Below are 21608 nucleotides of genomic sequence, written 5' to 3'. Positions count from 1 at the left end.
GTCACGGATACTGGACGGGTTATGGAATACGTGATCCTTGCCGTAGTCATCGCCGTGGTCGCCGTCGGCGCGATCGCCGGCCTCGTCGTTTCCGGCAGACGACGCCAGCAGCTGCCCCCGAAGTCGCAGGCGCCGGTCATCACGGCGCCGAAGCCCACCCCGCAGGAACCCCAGGTCGGCGAGGAGGCCGCCCCGCCCCGCGAGGAGCCGCGCCGCACCGTCGAGGAGGTGGAACTCCCGGCGGAGCCCGAGGCCGTCGAGGTCGTCGAGGCCCCCGAGGTCGAGCCGGCCGAGGCCGAGGCGGCCCCGGCGATCGAGGTGCCCGAGCCCACCGCCGGCCGGCTGGTCCGGCTGCGCTCGCGGCTCTCCCGCTCGCAGAACTCGCTCGGCAAGGGCCTGCTCTCGCTGCTCTCCAGGGAGCACCTGGACGAGGACACCTGGGAGGAGATCGAGGACACCCTGCTCACCGCCGACGTCGGCGTCGCCCCCACCCAGGAGCTGGTCGAGCGGCTGCGCACCCGGGTGAAGGTGCTCGGCACCCGTACGCCCGCGGAGCTGCGCGCGCTGCTGCGCGAGGAGCTGGTCGAGCTGGTCGGCAAGGACGCCGACCGCACCGTGCGCTCCACCAAGCACGAGGAGGGCCCGGCCGTGGTCCTGGTCGTCGGCGTCAACGGCGTCGGCAAGACCACCACCACCGGCAAGCTGGCCCGGGTCCTGGTCGCCGACGGCCGTACGGTGGTGCTCGGCGCCGCCGACACCTTCCGGGCCGCCGCCGCGGACCAGCTGCAGACCTGGGGCGAGCGGGTCGGTGCGCGCACCGTGCGCGGCCCGGAGGGCGGTGACCCGGCTTCGGTCGCCTTCGACGCGGTCAAGGAGGGCATCGCCGAGGGCGTGGACACCGTCCTGGTCGACACCGCCGGCCGGCTGCACACCAAGACCGGCCTGATGGACGAGCTGGGCAAGGTCAAGCGGGTCGTCGAGAAGCACGGCCCGGTGGACGAGGTGCTGCTGGTGCTGGACGCCACCACCGGTCAGAACGGCCTGATCCAGGCCCGGGTGTTCGCCGAGGTGGTCGACATCACCGGCATCGTGCTGACCAAGCTGGACGGCACCGCCAAGGGCGGCATCGTGGTCGCGGTCCAGCGCGAGTTGGGCGTGCCGGTCAAGCTGATCGGTCTGGGCGAGGGTGCGGACGACCTGGCGCCGTTCGAGCCGGGTGCGTTCGTGGACGCGCTGATCGGGGACTGACCGGGTTCCCCCGCCTGCTGCCGGAAGGGTCCGCTCCGCTCGGGGCGGGCCCTTTCACGTGCCCGGCTCTGCTCTTACGAGGCGATCCAGGCCGGCTCGGCGGTGCGCTCGCGGCCGCGGTGGCAGGCGTAGGCGAGGGTGCCGAGCAGCAGCCGGGCCTCGGGCGGGCAGCCGGCGTTGTCGCGGGTGGGGCGGCGCAGCCAGCGGACCGGGCCGAGGCCGCCGAGGACGGTGGGCGGGGCGGCGACGTAGCTGCCCTCGCCGTGGCAGATGAGGTCGAGCGCGGCGTCGTCCCAGCCCATCCGGTAGAGCAGGTCGGGCAGTCGGCGGGCGGTGCCGGCGGCGACCAGGAACTGCAGCCGGCCGGTGGGGGCGGCGAGCACCGGACCGACCTGGGTGCCCATCCGCTCCAGCCGGACCAGCGCCTGCAGGCCGGCCTGCTCGGGGACGTCCAGGACGTCGAAGGCGCGGCCGGTGGGGAAGAGCACCGAGCTCTCGGCGCGGGCGGCGCGGCCGCGGCCCTCGGTGCCCGGCACGGGGTGCAGGCCGGGCGCGGCGCAGCGGGCGGAGCCGCAGGGACAGCGGGTCGGGGCGGTGGCGCCGGTGGCCGGAGTGTCGGTGGCCGGGTCGCCGGTGGCGACCGCCCAGCCCCAGCGGCCGGTGTACTCCGCGGCGGCCTGGGACGCGGTGACCTTGGTGCGGCGGCGCGCGCCCAGCGGTGCCAGCCGCAGGTGCCCCAGTCGAAGTTCGCCGAACAGGTTGTCCATGCCTCCCCCAACAGGTTCTCGTTGCCGATGGTTACGGGACGGTGACTGTGTGTCGATTGTCGGTTGCGTGGTGTGTTGTGCGGTGGCGGCGCGCAGCGCGTGGCGTGCGCCTGTTCCCGTGGTGTGCCTCGGGCGCCGCCTTGTGGGGGCGGCGCGGATGCCGGATCGTCGTGTACGCGAGGCTGTTGCCGCCCGGAGTGGGTGGTGAACTCGCTTGTGGCTGCGGTGGGTTGTGGGGCCTGCCGGGTCTTCCGGGGTGAGCCGGTGGACTGGGCGGCCCGCATATGCCGGACCGTCGGGACTACCTAGTGAAGCGCGTGCCCCGAGGCTTCGGTTCACTCCTGGGGGTGGCGAAAGGTGGCGTTTCGCCAGGGCCGCTCCCACGGGCCCCTCGTGGGGCATTACGTTCAGCACGCGGATGTCGTCGAGGATCCCGCTCCGGGCTTTCGGGGAGCGGGAGTTGGGGCCTGACGGATCGTCCGCGACGATGGCACACCAGTACGACGACGCGGCACGGCGGCACCTCAGGCACGGCACGTCTGGCAAGAGCCCGCAACCGTCGGGCGGTCACGATCGGGGGCCCCGTGAGGGGCCGGGCGGGATGGGACGTTCCCATGGCAGAGAAGCAACCCAATGAGAAGCTGACCACGTGGTTCGCCCGCAGCGGCTGGTCCAAGGGCGAGTTGGCGCGTCAGGTCAACCGCCGGGCCCGCCAGATCGGCGCCCACCACGTGTCCACCGACACCTCACGGGTGCGCCGCTGGCTGGACGGCGAGCAGCCGCGCGAACCCATCCCCAAGATCATGTCGGAGCTCTTCTCCGAGCGCTTCGGCTCGGTGGTGTCGATCGAGGACCTCGGCCTGCGCGCCGCGATCCCGGTCTCCACCGTGGGCGGCGGGGTGGACCTCCCGTGGAGCGGCCCGCAGACCGTCCAGCTGATCAGTGACTACTCCCGCAGCGACCTCATGCTCAACCGTCGGGGTTTCCTCGGCACCTCGCTGGCGCTGACCGCCGGCGCCGCGCTGATCGAGCCGATGCAGCGCTGGCTGGCCCCCGGCCCGACCGGCATCCCCACCCCGATCCTCACCGCGGCCAACGGCGGCGAGGCGTTCACCGGCCGGCTCTCCGAGCCCGAGCTGGAACTGCTGGAGCAGACCACGGTCATGTTCCGTCAGTGGGACGCGCAGAACGGCGGCGGGCTGCGCCGCAAGGCCGTCGTCGGCCAGCTGCACGAGGTCACCGACCTGCTCCAGGAGACGTACAGCGAGGACACCACCAAGCGGCTGTTCCGGCTCACCGCCGAACTCGCCCACCTGGCCGGGTGGATGTCCTACGACGTGGGGATGCACCCGAGCGCGCAGAAGTACTACGTGCTGGCCCTGCACGCGGCCAAGGAGGCCGGCGACCGCCCGTTCGGCGCGTTGATCCTCACCGACATGAGCCGCCAGATGATCCACCTCAACCGGGGCGAGGACGCCCTGGAGCTGATCCACCTGGCGCAGTACGGCAGTCGGGACACCGCCACCCCGCGCCAGCAGTCGCTGCTGTACGCGATGGAGGCGCGCGCCTACGCCACCATCGGCGAGGTCAACCGTTGCGCCCGGGCGATCCGGCTGGCCGAGGACACCTTCACGGACATCCGGGAGGGGGACGAGGAGCCGGACTGGCTGAAGTTCTTCTCCCCGGCCGAGCTGAACGCCGAGAACGCGCACTCCTTCCGCGACCTCGCGTACCACTCCGACAACGCCCAGCTGTACGCCTCGATGTCCGCGCCGGTGATGGAGCGTGCGGTCGACCTGTTCCGCCAGGACGGCGACCACGTGCGCAGCTACGCCTTCAACCTGATCGGCATGGCCAGCGTGCACCTGCTGCAGAAGGAGGCGGAGCAGGCGGCGGTGATGGCCGAGCAGGCGGTGGACATCGCCACCAAGGTGCGCTCGGAGCGGCTGAACTCCCGGGTGCGCAAGACCACGGAGGCCGCGGCGGCCCGGTTCAAGGGCGTGGACGCGGTGAGCCGGCTCAAGGAGCGGGTCGTCCAGGACATCCCGGAGTTCGTCTCGGTGGTCTGAGCCGCCCGGGGCCCCTCCCCGTGACTCCACCGGCCGTGGTGGCCGCCGCCGCCACGGCCGGTGGCCTGCGCGGGTCGGGGTGTTTTCCGTCCGGGACCGGGGCAGGGGGCGGGGCAGGGGCCGGGCGGGTGGCGGAACGGTAGCCCGTCCGGGCGTACCCGGGGGTGCGGTTCACGCAGCCGTAACCCGCGCGTCGCACGCGTCACGGTCGCGAAACAACCGGCCGCACTGGCCGAAACCCGCCTTCGGCACGCTCCTCTTCATCGCCGACACCCCGGGTGGCACGGGACAGGTACCCGGGAGCGGATCGGCTTGGACGCAGAGGAGACGCCGATGCCGGACGGCTTCAGCGCGGGCGACACCGCCTTCGTGCTCATCAGTGCGGCCCTGGTCATGCTCATGACCCCGGGCCTGGCCTTCTTCTACGGGGGCATGGTCAGGGCCAAGAGCACACTGAACATGCTGGCGATGAGCTTCCTCTCGCTCGGCATCGTCAGTGTGCTGTGGGTCCTCTACGGCTACTCGCTCAGCTTCGGGCCCGACGCGTTCGCCGGACTGATCGGCAACCTGGACTTCCTCGGGATGCGCGGCATCGGCCTGAACGAGCTGGCCGGGACCATCCCGGTCACCGCCTTCTCGATCTTCCAGCTGATGTTCGCGATCATCACCCCGGCGCTGATCAGCGGCGCCATCGCGGACAGAGCCAAGTTCGCCGCCTGGGGCCTGTTCATCGCGCTCTGGGTGACGATCGTCTACTTCCCGGTCGCGCACTGGGTGTTCTTCTTCGACGGCGGCAACGGCGGCTGGCTGGGCGACCGCAACGGCGTGATCGACTTCGCCGGTGGGACGGCCGTGCACATCAACGCCGGGGTCGCCGGCCTCGCGCTCTGCCTGGTGCTGGGCAAGCGGGTCGGCTTCAAGAAGGACCCGATGCGCCCGCACAGCCTCCCGCTGGTGATGCTCGGCTCCGGGCTGCTGTGGTTCGGCTGGTTCGGCTTCAACGCGGGCTCGGCGCTGGCCGCCAACGGGGTCGCCGCGATGGCCATGGTCAACACCCAGGTCGCCACCGGCGCGGCGCTGGTCGGCTGGCTGATCTACGAGAAGCTCAAGCACGGCGCCTTCACCACGCTGGGCGCCGCCTCCGGCGCGGTGGCCGGACTGGTCGCGATCACCCCGGCCTGCGGCTCGGTCAGCCCGCTCGGCGCGGTGGCGATCGGCCTGGTCGCGGGAGCGGTCTGCGCCGCGGCCGTCTCGCTCAAGTACCGCTGGGGCTTCGACGACTCGCTGGACGTGGTGGGCGTGCACGCGGTGGGCGGGGCGATCGGCTCGCTGCTGATCGGCCTGTTCGCCACCGGCGGGGTCGGCCAGACCGCCAAGGGCCTGTTCTACGGCGGCGGGCTGGGGCAGCTCGGCAAGCAGGCGATGGGCGTGGCCGTGGTCGCGGCGTACTCGTTCGTCCTGTCGTGGCTGCTGGCCAAGGCGGTCGACAAGCTGGTCGGCTTCCGGGTCGCCGAGGAGGTCGAGGTGGCCGGCATCGACCAGGCCGAACACGCCGAATCCGCCTACGATTTCAGCGCGGTCGGAGCGGGACTGGCCCGGGCCCTGCCCGGCCTGGCCGCCGCCGCGTCGGCGGGCCCCTCCGCAGGGACGGCCGTCGCGACGTCCGCGGAGAAGACCAGCGAGAAGCCCACCGAGAAGGCCGCCGGCAAGGCCGCCGAGAAGACCGAGGTCGACGCCTGATGAAGCTCATCACCGCCGTGATCAAGCCGTACCGCCTGGACGAGGTGAAGGCCGCGCTGCAGGCCTTCGGGGTCCACGGCCTGACCGTCACCGAGGCCAGCGGCTACGGCCGCCAGCGCGGCCACACCGAGGTGTACCGGGGCGCGGAGTACACCGTGGACCTGGTGCCGAAGGTCAGAATCGAGGTCCTGGTCGAGGACGAGGACGCCGACGACCTGATCGAGGTCCTGGTGAAGGCCGCCCGGACCGGCAAGATCGGCGACGGCAAGGTCTGGAGCATCCCGGTCGACACCGCCGTACGGGTCCGTACCGGCGAGCGGGGCCCCGACGCCCTGTAGGGCGTGAACGGCACTCCCCGGCCCCCACCTGCGGCGGGCCCGTGATCCCCCGGGGTGGGGGCGCGGGCCCGCCGACGGCGTACCGGCGGCCGGCGCTCGGCCGCCACGACCCACCTGTACGACGACCCACCTGTACGACGGCGCAACCGCATGACGGCTCAGCTGTCACGGCTCACCCGCACCACGGCTCACCCGCACCACGGCTCACTCGCACCACGGCTCACTCGCACCACGGCTCACCCGCACCACGGACGGGACGCACGCGCATGACCACCGAGACCAGGCCTTCCGACCCCGCCGACCACGCCGCCGCCCGGGCCGCGCTGCTCGCCGACCCCGGCCCGGTGGGCCGCCCGCGCCGCGAGGCGCTGGCCGCGGCCACCGACGACTGGCTGGCCGGCCTGCTCACGGCCGCCGGCGCCCCGCCGGGCGTGGCACTGGTCGCCGTCGGCGGGTACGGGCGCGGCGAGCTGTCCCCGCGCAGCGACCTGGACGTCCTGCTGCTGCACGACGGGCCGATCGCCCGGGAGCTGCCCGAGCGGATCTGGTACCCGGTCTGGGACGCGGGCGCCAAGCTCGACCACTCGGTGCGCACCGTCGCCGAGGCCCGGGCGGTCGCCGCCGCCGACCTCAAGGCGCAGCTCGGCCTGCTGGACGCCCGCCACCTGGCCGGCGACCCGGCACTCACCGCCGCGCTGCGCTCCGCCGTCTTCACCGACTGGCGCGCGAGCGCCCCCGCGCGCCTGCCCGAGCTCCGCGAGCTGGGCCGCGAGCGGGCCGAACGGCACGGCGAGCTGTCCTTCCTGCTGGAGCCCGACCTCAAGGAGGCCCGCGGCGGCCTGCGCGACGTGGTCGCGCTCAACGCCGTCGCCGCCACCTGGCTGGCCGACGCGCCCCGGGACGGCCTGGACGCCGCCGCGCTGCGGCTGGCCGACGTGCGCGACGCGCTGCACCTGGTCACCGGCCGGGCCACCGAGCGGCTCAGCCTGCAGGACCAGGACCAGGTCGCCGAACGGCTCGGCGTGCTGGACGCGGACACCCTGCTGCGCCAGGTCTACGAGGCCGCCCGCACCATCGCCTACGCGAGCGACGTCACCTGGCGGGCGGTGGAGCGGGTGCTCGCCGCCCGGACCGGCCGGGGCCGCCGGGTGGGCCGGCTGGCCATCCCGTTCACCGGGGTCAGCCGGGGAGCGGGGGCGGTGGCCCGCGGTGCGGTGGAGCGCCGCCCGCTCGCCGAGGGGGTGGTCGAGCAGGACGGCGAGGCGGTGCTGGCCCAGGGCGCCCGCCCGGCCGCCGACCCGGTGCTGCCGCTGCGCGCCGCGGCCGCCGCCGCGCAGAACGGTCTGACCGTCTCGTACGCGACGGTGCGCCGGCTGGCCGCCGAGTGCCGCCCGCTGCCGGTGCCCTGGCCGGACGAGGCGCGCGAGCAGCTGGTCACGCTGCTGGGCGCGGGGGAGGCGGCCGTCCCGGTGTGGGAGGCGCTGGAGGCGGAGGGGCTGGTCACCCGGCTGCTGCCGGACTGGGAGCGGGTGCGCTGCCGTCCGCAGCGCAACGCCGTGCACCGCTGGACGGTGGACCGGCACCTGGTGGAGACGGCGGTGCGGGCCGCCGCGATGACCCGCCGGGTGGCCAGGCCGGACCTGCTGCTGGTCGCGGCGCTGCTGCACGACATCGGCAAGGGCTGGCCCGGGGACCACAGCGAGGCCGGCGAGGTGATCGTCCGCGACCTCGCCCCCCGGATGGGCTTCGGCGCGGAGGACACCGAGACCTTGGCGGTGCTGGTCCGCCAGCACCTGACCTTGGTCGACACCGCGACCCGGCGTGACCCGGACGACCCGGCCACCGTCGAGGCGATCACCAAGGTGGTGACCACCCTGCCGGAGCTGGAGCTGCTGCACGCGCTCACCGAGGCGGACGCGCTGGCCACCGGTCCGGCCGCGTGGAGCAGCTGGCGGGCCTCCCTGGTGGACGGGCTGGTGGCGCGGGCCGCCGACCGGCTGGCCGGGGCGGTCACGGCGCCTGTGGAGGCGGCGCCCAGCGCCGAGCAGGAGCGGCTCGCGGTCGAGGCCGCCCGCACCGGCGAGCCCGCGCTGTCGCTGCGGGCCCAGGCCGAGGGGACGGACCCGGGTGCCGGGCCGACGGGTGCCGGGACGGCCGGTGCCGGGACGGCGGCCGCGCCGATGGGCACCGAGCGCATGGGCACCGGGCCGATGGGCGTCGAGCTGAACCTGGCCGTTCCGGACCGTCCGGGGCTGCTCGGCACCGCCGCCGGGGTGCTCGCGCTGCACCGCCTGACCGTCCGCTCGGCCGGGCTGCGCGAGCTGGACCCGATCGGCGCCGGGCCGGTGCTGCTGCTGTCCTGGCGGGTGGCCGCCGAGTTCGGCGAGCTGCCGGAGGCGGCCCGGCTGCGGGCCGACCTGCGCCGGGCGCTGGACGGCTCGCTGGACGTCGCCCGGCGCCTCGCCGAGCGGGACGCCGCCGCCCCGCGCCGCCGGGGCATCCCCACCCCGCCGCCGCTGGTCGCGGTGGCGCCCGCGGTGGCCTCGGCGACCGCGACCGTGCTGGAGGTCCGCGCCCACGACGCCCCAGGACTGCTGCACCGGATCGGCCGGGCGCTGGACGAGTCGGGCGTACGGGTGCGCACCGCGCACGTCTCCACGCTGGGCGCGGAGGCGGTGGACTCGTTCTACCTGACCGACGAGGCGGGCCGTCCGCTCGCCGCGCAACGGGCCGGTGAGGTGGCGGCCACGGTCCGGGCGGCGCTGGGCTGAGAGCCCGCGGGGACAGGGGTGGAGACCGTACCCGGGGCGGCCGGATACCCTGGGGGACGACGACCGTACCGATACCGATGCCGTAGAGGACCCGCGACGACGTGTTCGACACCCTTTCCGATCGCCTCGCAGCGACGTTCAAGAACCTCCGGGGCAAGGGCCGCCTGAGCGAGGCGGACATCGACGCCACCGCCCGCGAGATCCGCATCGCGCTGCTGGAGGCGGACGTCGCGCTGCCGGTCGTCCGGGCCTTCATCAAGCAGGTCAAGGAGCGGGCGCTCGGTGCCGAGGTCTCCGGGGCGCTGAACCCGGCGCAGCAGATCATCAAGATCGTCAACGAGGAGCTCATCGCGATCCTCGGTGGCGAGACCCGCCGGGTGCGGTTCGCCAAGAACGGCCCGACGGTCATCATGCTCGCCGGTCTGCAGGGTGCCGGTAAGACCACCCTCGCGGGCAAGCTCGGCCACTGGCTGAAGAAGCAGAAGCACACCCCGCTGCTGGTCGCCTGCGACCTCCAGCGCCCCAACGCGGTCAACCAGCTCCAGGTGGTCGCCGAGCGCGCCGGTGTGGCCTTCTACGGCCCGCAGCCGGGCAACGGCGTCGGCGACCCGGTGCAGGTGGCGAAGGACTCGATCGAGTACGCCAAGCAGAAGCAGTACGACGTCGTCGTCGTCGACACCGCCGGCCGCCTGGGCATCGACGCCGAGCTGATGCAGCAGGCCGCGGACATCCGCGCCGCGGTCGACCCGGACGAGGTCCTGTTCGTCGTCGACGCGATGATCGGCCAGGACGCGGTCACCACCGCGCAGGCCTTCCTCGACGGCGTCGACTTCACCGGTGTCGTGCTCTCCAAGCTCGACGGCGACGCCCGCGGTGGTGCCGCCCTGTCGGTCGCGCACGTCACCGGCCGGCAGATCATGTTCGCCTCCAACGGCGAGAAGGTCGACGACTTCGACGCCTTCCACCCGGACCGGATGGCCTCGCGCATCCTCGGCATGGGTGACGTCCTCTCGCTGATCGAGAAGGCCGAGCAGACCTTCTCGCAGGCCGAGGCGGAGAAGATCGCCGCCAAGCTGCGCGGCGGCCCGAAGCAGTTCACGCTGGACGACTTCCTGTCCCAGCTGGAGCAGGTCCAGAAGATGGGCTCGATCTCCAAGCTGCTCGGCATGCTGCCCGGCATGGGCCAGATCCGGGACCAGATCAACAACATCGACGACAAGGACGTCAACCGGGTCGGCGCGATCATCAAGTCGATGACCCCGACCGAGCGGGCCGAGCCGGAGCTGATCAACGGCTCCCGCCGGGCCCGCATCGCCAAGGGCTCGGGCGTGCAGGTCGGCGAGGTGAAGAACCTGGTCGAGCGGTTCTTCGAGGCCCGCAAGATGATGTCCGCGATGGCCTCCGGCAAGGGCATGCCCGGCATGCCGGGGATCCCGGGCATGGGTGGCGGCGCGAAGAAGTCCGGCAAGAAGGCCCCGCAGGCCAAGGGCAAGCGCAAGAGCGGCAACCCGCTGAAGCGGGCGCAGGAGGAGGCCGCGGCCGCCGAGCGCCGCGCGCTCGGCCCGGGTGCCGGCCAGGCCCCGGCGGACGGCGGTGCGTTCGGCCTCGGCGCGGGCAAGGGTCCGGCCGACTTCGAGCTGCCCAAGGAGTTCAAGGACCTGCTGTAGGCCTTGATCGGCTCGGACTCCCTGTGGATCGGCCTTGATCGATTCCGTTCGGCCCGTCGTCCGGTGTTTCCGGGCGGCGGGCCGATCGCGTGTCCGATGATGGGGGCATGCGAGTGATGATCAGGGCCCCGAGGGCCGAGGACGCGGTTGCGTACGCCGAAGCGGTCCGGCGGTCCGCCGAACACATCGGCCGGTGGAACCCGGTCGAGCCGGACGGGCTGCCGGAGCTGCTGCAGCGCCAGGGGGCGGGCCTGCGCACCTTCCTGATCCTCGACCGGGACACCGGCGGGCTGGTCGGCAAGGTGAACGTCGCCAACATCGTGATGAGCCGCTTCTGCAACGCCGCGCTGGGCTACGACGCGTACCTGCCGTTCGCCGGCACCGGGCGGATGACCGAGGGCATGCGGCTGGTCCTGGACCGCTGCTTCGCCCCGCAGTCGGCCGACGGGCTGGGGCTGCACCGGCTGGAGATCAACGTGCAGCCGGAGAACGAGCGCTCGATCGCGATGGCCAAGCGGCTGGGCTTCCGGCACGAGGGCTTCTCCCCGCGGATGCTGTTCCTGCAGGGCGACTGGCGCGACCACGAGCGGTTCGCGCTGACCGCGGAGGAGTGGCCGGGCGCCTCGGCATAGCCGCTGGTCAGAGGCCTCGACCCGGCCGCCGGCGGGAGGCCGTGCGCGGTCCTCGGCGGCACGCTCCGGCACGGCCGTACGGGTGCTCGGGCGCGGCGTTGCGGTTGGCCGGCCCGAGCGCCTGTCCGTATCGTCCGATGGGTGACCGAACCCGTGCCACCGCGTCAGACCCCCGACCAGCCCTGGCGTTCCGAGGGCGCCCCGCCCCCGCCACCGCCGCGCCGTCGGATGCCCGGCGGTTGGGCCGGCCTGGTCCTCACCGCCCTCGTGGTGTTCCTGATCTCGGACGTGCTGCTCTCGTTCTTCGGCAACGAGGGCGCCACGACGATCTCGTACACCGAGTTCAACAGCCAGCTGAACAAGGGCAACATCACCAAGATCTACTCCAAGGGCGACTCGATCGAGGGCACCCTCAAGAGCGCCCAGCCCAAGCCGGACGGCGGCAAGGGCGACTACACCGAGTTCGACACCCAGCGCCCCTCCTTCGCGGGCGACAACCTCTGGGCCACCCTGCAGCAGCAGGGCGTCGAGGTCACCGCCACCTCACCGGTGCAGCAGCGCAGTTTCCTCACCAACCTGCTGCTCTCGCTCGCACCGATGCTGCTGCTGATCTTCATCTGGGTGCTGCTCGCCCGCCGGATGGCCGGGGGCCTCGGCGGCGGACCGCTCGGGCGCAAGGCCCCGCCCAAGCCCGTCACCGCCGAAAAGGGCAAGCGCACCACCTTCGCCGACGTGGCCGGCATCGACGAGGTCGAGGCCGAACTCACCGAGGTCGTCGACTACTTGAAGAACCCCGACCGCTACCGCAGGCTCGGCGCCAAGATGCCCCGCGGCGTCCTGCTGAGCGGGCCGCCCGGGACGGGCAAGACCCTGCTGGCCCGGGCCGTGGCCGGCGAGGCGGACGTGCCGTTCTTCTCCGCTTCGGCCTCCGAGTTCATCGAGATGATCGTCGGTGTCGGCGCCAGCCGGGTCCGCGAACTGTTCGCCGAGGCCCGCAAGGTCGCCCCGGCGATCATCTTCATCGACGAGATCGACACCATCGGACGCCAGCGCGGCGCGGGCGGCGGCATGGGCGGGCACGACGAGCGCGAGCAGACGCTCAACCAGATCCTCACCGAGATGGACGGCTTCTCCGGCTCCGAGGGCGTCATCGTCATCGCCGCGACCAACCGGGCGGACGTGCTCGACCCGGCGCTGCTGCGCCCCGGCCGCTTCGACCGGCGGATCACCGTCAGCCCGCCCGACCGGGAGGGCCGCGCCGCCATCCTGCGCATCCACACCCGGACCGTCCCGCTGGCCGGCGACACCGACCTCACCCAACTCGCCAAGGTCACCCCCGGGATGACCGGCGCCGAACTCGCCAACCTGGTCAACGAGGCGGCCCTGCTGGCCGTCAAGCGCCGGCAGGACGCGGTCAACGAACGGGACCTCTCGGACGCCCTGGAGAAGGTCCAACTCGGCGCCGTACGGCCGCTGGTGATGCCGCAGGAGGAGCGCGAGCGGACGGCGTACCACGAGAGCGGGCACGCGCTGCTGGGCATGCTCCAGCCCGGCGCGGACCCGGTCCGCAAGATCACCATCGTGCCGCGCGGCCGGGCCCTCGGCGTCACCCTCTCCACCCCGGAGAACGACCGCTACTCCTACACCGAGCCCTACCTGCGCGGCCGGATCATCGGCGCGCTCGGCGGCATGGCGGCCGAGCAGGTGGTCTACGGGGTCATCACCACCGGCGCGGAGAGCGACCTGGAACAGGTCACCAGCATCGCCCGCGGCATGGCCGGGCGCTGGGGGATGAGCGAGCGGGTCGGCCGGCTCACCGCCGTGCCCGCGGACGTGCAGGGCGCCGGTGCGTACGGGCTCTCCGCGGCGCCGACCACGCTGGACGCGGTGGACGAGGAGGCCCGGCGGATCGTCGCCGAGTGCTACGACGACGCGGTACGGCTGCTGACCGAGCAGCGGCCCCGGCTGGACGCGCTGGCGGCGGCGCTGCTGGAGGCGGAGACGCTGGACGAGGAGGAGGCGTACCGGGCGGCGGGGGTGGCGCGGGAGGGGGCCGAGGGGGGCCCGGAGGGCTCCCAGGGAGGCTTGGAAGGCTCCGAGGCGGGTTCGCAGGGCTCCCCGGGGCACGTGGGAGGCTCCTCGGGGCACGTGGGAGGCCCCTCGGGGCACGCGGGGGGCTCCGAAGGGGGCGTGGAGGGTTCCGGAGGGGCTGGTGGTTCCGGCGACGCTCCCGGCGGGAAGTCGCTCGGCCAGGCGTGAATCGACGGCCGGGGGCGCTCTCCGAGATGGCGGGCGCCCCCGGTTCGCGTCTACCTGCGCGGCCGCTCGGCAACCAGGTAGCGGAACACGTTCTCCATCCGGACCGAGCCGTCCGGGCGCAGGTACGGCTGCAGCGCCTCCTCCAGCTCCTTGGCCACCAGCGAGGCGCCGGAGAACTCCTCGGCCGAGTCGAACAGGCCGGTGGAGAGCAGGCCCCGCACCGCGCTGTCGATGTCCGCGTAGGCGAACGGGCAGGCCACCCGCCCGCCGCCGGCCGGCCGCAGGCCCGCCGGGGCGAGCAGGTCCTCCAGCGCTCCCGGCGCGCTCAGCTCGAAGGGGTCGCGCGCGGTGGTCCGGCCCGCCATCCGCCGGGCCACGTCCAGCACCGGGGCGCTCGCGCAGCGCTCCGGCGGGCCCCACACGGCGAGCACCACGTGCCCGCCCGGCAGCGCGAGCCGGGCGGCCTCGGCCACCACCGGGCCGGGCGCGGCGGCGCCGGGCAGCTGGTCGAAAACGGTCACCAGTGAATGGGCCGAGCGGGGGACGGCGGCCGTCGGCCGGAACCCGGCGCACACCCGTAGTCGGCGGCCGTGCGCCAGCTCGCGCAGCTCCTCCCGCGGCTCCTGCCCGGCGACCTGGGCGCCCCGTCCCGCGGCGAGCAGCAGCGCCAGCCCGGACCGGCAGCCCAGGCCCAGCACACTGCTCGCCGGGCCGACCTCCAGCCGGTCGTAGACCGCCTCGTAGAGCGGCACCAGCATGCGTTCCTGGATCTCCGCCCAGTCGCGCGCCCGCGCGGGCGCGGTGGCCCCGGGCTGCGGGTGGTGCGCCTGTGCGCCCGTTGGTCGTACGGCTGTGCCGGTCGTCCGAGCTGAAGCCATCGCGGCCTCCCATCCGGTCCTTCGGTGTGCTGCTACGGCTCCCCCAAAGTCCCGCCCCACTCCAGCGAACAGCGGGTAGGGCCCGGCGTCCAGAGGGGTGCAGGGTGGTGCGCCCGTGTCGCGGTGGTGCGCCCCCCGCCGGGCGACCCCGGGCGCCGCCGTCCGTGGGTGCGGTGGCGGCGGTGGCGGCGAGGGTGGAGTAGCGGGGTTGCGGTCCCGGGGGCCCTCCGCGGGTGCGATACCGATTCGAAGTCAGGGGGCCGCTCCCCGTACCATTCGCCCATGGCTAAGGCACCCGTTCTCACCCCTCAGGCGGAAGACTTCCCGCGCTGGTACCAGGACCTCATCAACAAGGCCGAGCTGGCCGACAACGGTCCGGTGCGCGGCACCATGGTCATCCGACCGTACGGCTACGGCCTGTGGGAGCGGATGCAGCAGGAGATGGACGCGCGGATCAAGAAGGCCGGCGCGCAGAACGCCTACTTCCCGATGTTCATCCCGCAGTCCTACCTGACCAAGGAAGCGGAGCACGTCGAGGGCTTCGCCCCCGAGCTCGCGGTGGTCACCCACGGCGGCGGCAAGCAGCTGGAGGAGCCGGTCGTCGTCCGGCCGACCTCCGAGACGATCATCAACGAGTACTTCTCGAAGTGGGTGCAGAGCCACCGCGACCTGCCCCTGCTGATCAACCAGTGGGCCAACGTGGTCCGTTGGGAGCTGCGCCCGCGCGTCTTCCTGCGCACCACCGAGTTCCTCTGGCAGGAGGGCCACACCGCCCACGCCACCTACGAGGACGCCCGCGCGTACGCGTCGATGATCCACACCCAGGTCTACGGCGACTTCATGACCAACGTGCTCGCCATCGACGTCGTGCTCGGCCGCAAGACCGCCAAGGAGCGCTTCGCCGGCGCCATCAACACCCTCACGCTCGAAGGCATGATGGGCGACGGCAAGGCGCTGCAGATGGGCACCAGCCACGAGCTGGGCCAGAACTTCGCCAAGGCGTTCAACACCACCTACCAGCTGCAGGGCGCCGAGCGCGAGCACGTCTGGCAGACCTCCTGGGGCGTCTCGACCCGCATGGTCGGCGGCCTGATCATGTCCCACGGCGACGACAACGGCCTGCGGGTGCCCCCGCGTCTGGCCGCCGTCCAGGCCGTCGTGCTGGCGATCAAGGGCGACGACGCGGTCATCGCCAAGGTCCGCGAGATCGGCGCCCAGCTGGAGGCCGTCGGCATCCGGGTCGCGGTCGACGACCGCACCGACACCCCGTTCGGCCGCCGCGCCGTCGACTGGGAGCTCAAGGGCGTCCCGCTGCGCATCGAGGTCGGCCCGCGCGACCTGGAGAACGGCACCGCGATGCTGGCCCGCCGCATCCCGGGCGGCAAGGAGCCGGTCTCCATCGACGCCCTGGCGACGCTGCTCCCGGGCGTCCTGGAGGAGGACCAGGCGCTGCTGCTGCGCCAGTCCCGCGAGCGCCGCGAGGCCCGTACGGTCGACGTCAAGACCATCGACGAGGCCGTCGAGGCCGCCGCGACCGGCTGGGGCCGGATCTCCTGGGCCGACCTCGGCGCGGAGGGCGAGGCCAAGCTGGCCGAGCAGGGCGTCACGGTGCGCTGCATCGTCGCGGCCGACGGTTCGGTGCCGCAGGCGGACGACCAGGACGGCAATATCGCGATCGTCGCCCGCGCGTACTGACATCCGTTCGGGATCCGTTCGGACCACGTTCGAGATCCGTTACCTGTGGGTAATGGCCGTCGACGGAGACATTTGCCCGGAATGCGGATGAGTAAGAATCCGGTAACTCTTCCGAGCGGGTCCGGATGGCGGACATCCCTACTGGCCGGTCAACTCCCGGTATTAACGGAATAGCGGTACGGTGTACGGCCCGTGGTCCTGTCAATCGGACGGGACCACGGGCCGTACGTCCTGGGGGCGACAGCCCGCTCCCGGATGGAATTCCTCAGGCGCGCCGACTCTGCGGCGGGCCGAAACCGGCAGGGGGTTGGTCTTGCGTCAGATCCGGAGCGCGCAATTCGCGCGCGGCCTTGCATTCCTGGGAGTTCCCTGTGAATTCCCGGAGAACGGGAACATGCGGAACATCGGCTCGCACTCCATCGTTGGTCTAGCGTGAGCACGACACAGCCCCTCGTTCTCGCGGCCGAACTGGCCGCCGCCTGGAGTGACATCCAGGCCTACCATCAGGATCTCCCCGACCTGGCCTCGCCCGAGGCCCTGATCGGCGAATCCTCCTCGGCCTGTGGGACGCGGCTCGGTTTCGAGCGGCTCCTCCACGAGGCTGCCCACGGTCTGGCCGCGGCCCGGGACATCCGGGACACCTCGCGGGCCGGCCGCTACCACAACCGGCGCTTCCTGATGCTGGCCTCCGAGCTGGGCCTGGCGCACCCCGTCGAGCCGCACGCGAGCAGCGGTTTCTCCCAGGTGACCATGCTCAAGGAGACGCAGGAGCGCTACGCCGAGACCATCGAGCGCCTGGACCGCGCCCTCGGCGCGCACCAGGAAGCGGTGGCCGGTGACGGCGCGACGCGCGCCTTCCGCGGCCCGGCCGCCCGGCACGGCTCCTCCGGGGGCGGCGTCCGGGTCAAGGCGGTCTGCGGCTGCGGACGCAACGTCCGGGTCGTACCGTCGGTGCTCGCACAGGCGTCCATCGTCTGCGGCGCGTGCCAGCAGCCGTTCAAGATCGCGTAGTCGGATCGCGCCATCGGGACTGCGTGCTCGGGATCGCGCAGTCGGATCGGGTGATCGGATCGCGTGATCGGAGCGGGTGATCGATCGCGTGATCGGTCCGCGGCCGGTTCGTGGCCGGGCGGACTGCTGTGCGGGCAGCGGGCCGGCGGGCGAAAGAGCGTGTGCTGTGTGACGGGACGGTCGTGCGGCACGACAGCGGTGAATACGTGGGTTGGACCGGGGGCGGGGGCTCCCGGTCGAACCCTGATCGGTCCCTGGGCCCGTGTGCAGGCGGTTCGCGCCGGTATGGCAGAATGGACAGCTGAGTACTCGGCAGCCGAGCAGGACCCCTCTCTCCTACGGCTGGCGTGTCCCTTGAACGGTCCGCCCCGCAACCCCACGCGGTGGCGATCCCGCTCACCCACGTCAACACCAGGAGAATCCACTCCCGTGGCAGTCAAGATCAAGCTCAAGCGTCTCGGCAAGATTCGCTCCCCGCACTACCGCATCGTCGTCGCCGACTCGCGCACCAAGCGTGACGGCCGCGCGATCGAGGAGATCGGCATCTACCAGCCGACCTACAACCCCTCGAAGATCGAGGTCGACAGCGACCGCGCCCAGTACTGGCTGTCCGTCGGCGCCCAGCCGACCGAGCCGGTGCTCGCCATCCTGAAGCTGACCGGCGACTGGCAGAAGTTCAAGGGCCTGCCGGCTCCGGCCCCGCTGAAGGTCGCGGAGCCGAAGGTCGAGGACTTCTCGCACCTGTTCGCCAAGGCCGTCGCCGGCTTCGAGGACGCCACGACCGGCGTCGCCATCACCCCGAAGGCCAAGAAGTCGGACAAGGCCGAGGCTGAGGCCGACGCCGCCGCCGAGGCCTGATCGTGATCGAGGACGCCCTCGACCACCTGGTGAAGGGCATCGTCGAGCACCCCGACGAGGTGCAGGTGCGCTCGCGCAACCTGCGTCGGGGTAACACCATCGAGGTGCGGGTGCACCCCGATGACCTCGGCAAGGTGATCGGCCGGGGCGGCCGTACGGCGCGCGCTCTGCGCACCGTGGTCGGCGCCCTCGGCGGTCGCAACGTCCGGGTCGACCTGGTCGACGTGGACAACATTCGCTGACGCAGCTGCTCGTTCAGCCGTCAGGGCTTGGGGCCGACCGGGACGCATGTCGTCCCGGTCGGCCTTTTCTCGTTCCTTCGCCCTGCTGCTCCTTCGCCCCGCTGCTTCGGACTCCGTCGCGCTTCGGCTCCGGTCCGCTCGGCCCACTCGGTCGGCTTGACCGACTCGGTCCGCGCAACCCATTTCGACTCATTTCGACCCACTTCGACCCACTTCGATCCAGGAACTCCAGGAGAACGATCACCGTGCAGCTCGTCGTCGGCAGGATCGGCCGTGCCCACGGCATCAGGGGGGACGTCAGCGTCGAGGTCCGCACCGACGAGCCGGAACTCCGGCTCGGCCCCGGTGCCGTCCTGTTCACCGACCCCGCGTCGGCCGGGCCGCTGACCGTCGAGTCCGGCAAGGTCCACAGCGGCCGGTTGCTGCTGCGCTTCGCCGGCGTCAAGGACCGCAACGCGGCCGAGGCCCTGCGGGGGACCCTGCTCATCTCCGAGGTCGACCCGGAGGAGCGTCCCGACGACCCGGAGGAGTACTACGACCACCAGCTCATCGGCCTGGACGTGGTGCTGCTCGACGGCACCCTGGTCGGCGAGCTGACCGAGGTGGTCCACCTGCCGTACCAGGACCTGCTCACGGTGAAGAAGGCCGACGGGACGGAGGTGCTGGTGCCCTTCGTCAGCCAGATCGTGCCGACCATCGACCTGGAGAACCAGCGCGCGGTGATCACCCCGCCGGCCGGGCTGATCGATCCGGACCAGGCCGAGGTCGCCGGTACGTCGTCGGCCGAGCGCGTCGAGAGCGCCGAGCGCGCCGAGGACTCGGAGGGGTCGGAGGCCTCGGGCGAGCCCGAGAGCTCGGAGGGGACCGAGGGTCCGGGGGAGTCGGAGTGACCGTCGAGGAGACCGGCGGCGTGCAGGTCAGCGGTGCGCACAGCGGCGGCGTGCAGGGCGGCGGCGTGCAGAGCGGCATGCGGATAGACGTCGTCACGATCTTCCCCGAGTACCTGGAGCCGCTGAACATCTCGCTGGTCGGCAAGGCCCGCGCCCGCGGCCAGCTGGACGTGCACGTCCACGACCTGCGCGAGTGGACGCACGACGTGCACCGCACGGTGGACGACAGCCCGTACGGCGGCGGCCCCGGCATGGTGATGAAGCCCGAGCCGTGGGGCGAGGCGCTGGACGCGGTGGTCGCCGGCGGGCCCGAGGGCGAACTGCCCACCCTGGTGGTGCCCACCCCGAGCGGACGCCCGTTCACCCAGGAGCTCGCGCAGGAGCTGGCCGGCCGCCCCTGGCTGGCCTTCACCCCCGCGCGCTACGAGGGCATCGACCGCCGGGTGATCGAGGAGGCCGCCACCCGCATGCCGGTGGTCGAGGCCTCGATCGGCGACTACGTGCTGGCCGGCGGTGAGGTCGCGGTGCTGGTGATGGTCGAGGCGATCGCCCGGCTGCTGCCCGGGGTGCTCGGCAACGCCGAGTCCCACCGCGACGACTCCTTCGCGCCGGGCGCGATGGCGGACCTGCTGGAGGGCCCGGTCTACACCAAGCCCGCCGAGTGGCGAGGCCGGGCGGTGCCGGACGTACTCCTCAGCGGCAACCACGGCCGTATCGCCCGCTGGCGGCGCGAGCAGGCCTTCGCCCGCACCTTGGCCAACCGGCCGGACCTGGTCGAGCGCTGGCAGTACGGCGCCTTCGACAAGAAGGACCGGGAAGCGCTCAGCATCCTGGGCCTGGCCTGGGACGAGAAGCTCGGCCGATTTCGGTCGGCGGCCGGTGGTGTGGAAGAATAGGCCGCTGTTGTCTGTCGCTGGCTCCCTCCCGTAGGGGGCACGTGGACCGGCGCCCCCGCCACGGGGGGCTCGCCGTCAGCCGATGCGGCCCGCAGCAAACCCCATTGTGACGATTTTCCGTGGGCGGCCCGTGGCGCCTGCGATGGAGAGCAACATGAGCAACAAGCTCGCTGCTGTCGACGCGGCCTCGCTGCGTACCGACATCCCGGCCTTCCGCGCCGGTGACACCCTGAAGGTCCACGTCCGGGTCATCGAGGGCAACCGCTCCCGTGTCCAGGTCTTCCAGGGCGTCGTCATCCGTCGCCACGGCGCCGGCATCGGTGAGACCTTCACCGTTCGCAAGGTCAGCTTCAACGTCGGCGTGGAGCGCACCTTCCCGGTGCACACCCCGGTCGTCGAGAAGATCGAGGTCGTGACCCGCGGTGCGGTTCGCCGCGCCAAGCTGTACTACCTGCGTGACCTCCGCGGCAAGGCCGCGAAGATCAAGGAGAAGCGCGACCGCTGATCCACCGGCCCCCGGCCTGGCCGGGGGATCGGAGCGCTCCGGGGGGCCGAACGGCCGCAAGGTAAGCTCACCCCCCGATGAGCACGCACGAACCACCCGCGGACCGCGACGGCAGTCCCGCACCCACCGGTGCGGGCTCGCTGTCGCGGTCCGCGGTCGTTTCCGGGGAAGCGGTGACCAGTACGGCTGCTGCCGACGACATGGCGGAGGAGACTGCCGAGGACTCGGAGCAGGGGGCGGAGCCCGGCCACTCGCGCTCGCGCGACCTGCTGCTGCTGGTGGGGATCTGCCTGGCGGCCCTGCTCGTGGTGAACGCCTTCGTCGCGCGTCCGTTCGCGGTGCCCTCCGGGTCGATGGAGGACACCCTGCGGCCGGGGGACCGGCTGGTCGCGAACCAGCTCGCCTACGCCTTCGGCGGCCACCCGCAGCGGGGCGACGTCGTGGTCTTCGACGGAACGGGCTCCTTCCTGAGGGAGTCGGCGAAGCCGTCGGGCTTCTGGGACGGCCTGCGGGCGTTCGCCCAGGACCTCGGGCTGGCCCCGGCCGGTGACACGGTCTACGTCAAGCGCGTGATCGGCGTCGGCGGCGACCGGGTGACCAGCACCGGCCCGGGTGCGCCGATCACCGTCAACGGCGTAGCGGTGGACGAGACCTCCTACCTGGCCCCGGGGGACGACCCGTCGAGCGTGGCCTTCGACGTGGTGGTGCCGGCCGGCGAGCTGTGGGTGATGGGTGACCACCGCAGTGCCTCCCGGGACTCCCGCGACCACCTCGGTGAGCCCGGCGGCGGCTTCGTGCCGGAGGAGAAGGTGATCGGCCGGGCGGACTGGGTGGTGTACCCGTTCTCGCGGTGGACCGGCCTGGACCGGCCCGCGGCCTTCGCCGCGACTGCGGGGACGGGTGGTCATGGGGACCAGAGGTAGGGGTAGGGTCGCCGACCGTCCGGCCCGGGAGCCGGGCGAGGCGCGGTCAGCCGGTGTGCGACCGGGCGGTGTGGGAACGGGTGGTACCGAACCGGGCAGTGCGGGAGCGGGCAGTGTGCGACCGGGGGACACCGGGGCTGCCGGAGGTCGGGCGGTTCGCGGTCGGGCCGAGCGCCGCCGCAGTGCCCGACGCGTGGCCCGTCGGCGCAAGCGGTCGCT

At 72.8% G+C, this 21608-nt stretch carries 18 protein-coding genes; 16 read left to right on the top strand and 2 right to left on the bottom strand.

All coding sequences use genetic code 11. The annotated features are described in order from the left end of the window. The first annotated feature begins 21 nt into the window (after window positions 1-21). Window positions 22-1248 carry a signal recognition particle-docking protein FtsY gene (ftsY, locus tag BX285_RS00275; protein ID WP_097236105.1) on the top strand — a complete coding sequence of 409 codons (1227 nt, stop codon included), beginning with the start codon at window positions 22-24 and terminating at the stop codon, window positions 1246-1248. 74 nt (window positions 1249-1322) lie between these two features. On the opposite strand, the gene BX285_RS00270 is transcribed toward ftsY, so the two are convergent. Further along, complete coding sequence (locus BX285_RS00270) at window positions 1323-2015, bottom strand: bifunctional DNA primase/polymerase (RefSeq protein WP_121174183.1); 693 nt, start codon at window positions 2013-2015, stop codon at window positions 1323-1325. Between the two features lie 614 nt (window positions 2016-2629). Between BX285_RS00270 and BX285_RS00265 the strand changes: the two genes are divergently transcribed. From BX285_RS00265 to ftsH, 7 genes are all read left to right on the top strand, one after another. Then, window positions 2630-4084: a hypothetical protein gene (locus BX285_RS00265; protein ID WP_121174182.1), complete on the top strand. Its 1455-nt coding sequence runs from the start codon at window positions 2630-2632 to the stop codon at window positions 4082-4084. 333 nt (window positions 4085-4417) lie between these two features. Beyond that, complete coding sequence (locus BX285_RS00260; protein WP_097236102.1) at window positions 4418-5824, top strand: ammonium transporter; 1407 nt, start codon at window positions 4418-4420, stop codon at window positions 5822-5824. Next, window positions 5824-6162, top strand: a complete 339-nt coding sequence (locus BX285_RS00255) for a P-II family nitrogen regulator (protein WP_097236101.1) — start codon at window positions 5824-5826, stop codon at window positions 6160-6162. Before BX285_RS00260 ends, BX285_RS00255 begins: the two co-directional genes overlap by 1 nt. Before the next feature lie 266 nt (window positions 6163-6428). Continuing rightward, complete coding sequence (locus tag BX285_RS00250) at window positions 6429-8933, top strand: [protein-PII] uridylyltransferase (protein ID WP_121174181.1); 2505 nt, start codon at window positions 6429-6431, stop codon at window positions 8931-8933. A gap of 101 nt (window positions 8934-9034) precedes the next feature. Beyond that, entirely contained in the window at window positions 9035-10600 is a 1566-nt protein-coding gene (ffh, locus tag BX285_RS00245; protein WP_097236099.1) for a signal recognition particle protein, read from the top strand. Between the two features lie 107 nt (window positions 10601-10707). After that, window positions 10708-11232 carry a GNAT family N-acetyltransferase gene (locus BX285_RS00240; protein ID WP_097236098.1) on the top strand — a complete coding sequence of 175 codons (525 nt, stop codon included), beginning with the start codon at window positions 10708-10710 and terminating at the stop codon, window positions 11230-11232. Between the two features lie 141 nt (window positions 11233-11373). After that, window positions 11374-13491: an ATP-dependent zinc metalloprotease FtsH gene (gene ftsH / locus BX285_RS00235; protein ID WP_259470389.1), complete on the top strand. Its 2118-nt coding sequence runs from the start codon at window positions 11374-11376 to the stop codon at window positions 13489-13491. Window positions 13492-13541: 50 nt separating this feature from the next. Here the strand turns inward: ftsH and BX285_RS00230 are convergent, their stop codons facing one another. Then, complete coding sequence (locus tag BX285_RS00230) at window positions 13542-14369, bottom strand: class I SAM-dependent methyltransferase (protein WP_259470388.1); 828 nt, start codon at window positions 14367-14369, stop codon at window positions 13542-13544. Between the two features lie 282 nt (window positions 14370-14651). On the opposite strand from BX285_RS00230, the gene proS reads away from it, so the two are divergent. The 8 genes from proS (at window position 14652) to lepB (ending at window position 21389) form a co-directional block, all read left to right on the top strand. Next, window positions 14652-16064 (top strand): proline--tRNA ligase, encoded by a 1413-nt coding sequence (gene proS, locus BX285_RS00225; RefSeq protein WP_121174179.1) that lies wholly within the window; start codon window positions 14652-14654, stop codon window positions 16062-16064. A gap of 432 nt (window positions 16065-16496) precedes the next feature. Continuing rightward, complete coding sequence (locus BX285_RS00220) at window positions 16497-17075, top strand: hypothetical protein (protein WP_049650398.1); 579 nt, start codon at window positions 16497-16499, stop codon at window positions 17073-17075. Between the two features lie 429 nt (window positions 17076-17504). Next, window positions 17505-17933 carry a 30S ribosomal protein S16 gene (gene rpsP / locus BX285_RS00215; RefSeq protein ID WP_097236094.1) on the top strand — a complete coding sequence of 143 codons (429 nt, stop codon included), beginning with the start codon at window positions 17505-17507 and terminating at the stop codon, window positions 17931-17933. A 2-nt stretch (window positions 17934-17935) separates the two neighbouring features. Further along, window positions 17936-18175, top strand: coding sequence for an RNA-binding protein (locus tag BX285_RS00210; protein WP_030056773.1), 240 nt, complete (start codon window positions 17936-17938; stop codon window positions 18173-18175). A gap of 245 nt (window positions 18176-18420) precedes the next feature. Further along, a complete protein-coding gene (gene rimM, locus BX285_RS00205; protein WP_121174178.1) occupies window positions 18421-19065 on the top strand; it encodes a ribosome maturation factor RimM in 645 nt (214 codons plus the stop codon). A 77-nt stretch (window positions 19066-19142) separates the two neighbouring features. Continuing rightward, window positions 19143-19961: a tRNA (guanosine(37)-N1)-methyltransferase TrmD gene (trmD, locus tag BX285_RS00200; RefSeq protein ID WP_097239983.1), complete on the top strand. Its 819-nt coding sequence runs from the start codon at window positions 19143-19145 to the stop codon at window positions 19959-19961. 154 nt (window positions 19962-20115) lie between these two features. Beyond that, complete coding sequence (gene rplS, locus BX285_RS00195) at window positions 20116-20466, top strand: 50S ribosomal protein L19 (RefSeq protein ID WP_030056776.1); 351 nt, start codon at window positions 20116-20118, stop codon at window positions 20464-20466. Between the two features lie 77 nt (window positions 20467-20543). Next, the gene (gene lepB, locus BX285_RS00190; protein ID WP_121174177.1) at window positions 20544-21389 is read left to right on the top strand and encodes a signal peptidase I; all 846 of its coding nucleotides are present in this window, start codon (window positions 20544-20546) and stop codon (window positions 21387-21389) included. Window positions 21390-21608 lie beyond the last annotated feature (219 nt).

Source organism: Streptomyces sp. 1114.5 (assembly GCF_003635085.1).
In the GTDB taxonomy this organism is placed as follows: Bacteria; Actinomycetota; Actinomycetes; order Streptomycetales; family Streptomycetaceae; genus Kitasatospora.
Note: the sequence above shows the minus strand (reverse complement) of the source record. Positions and strands in the feature narration are given on the sequence as shown.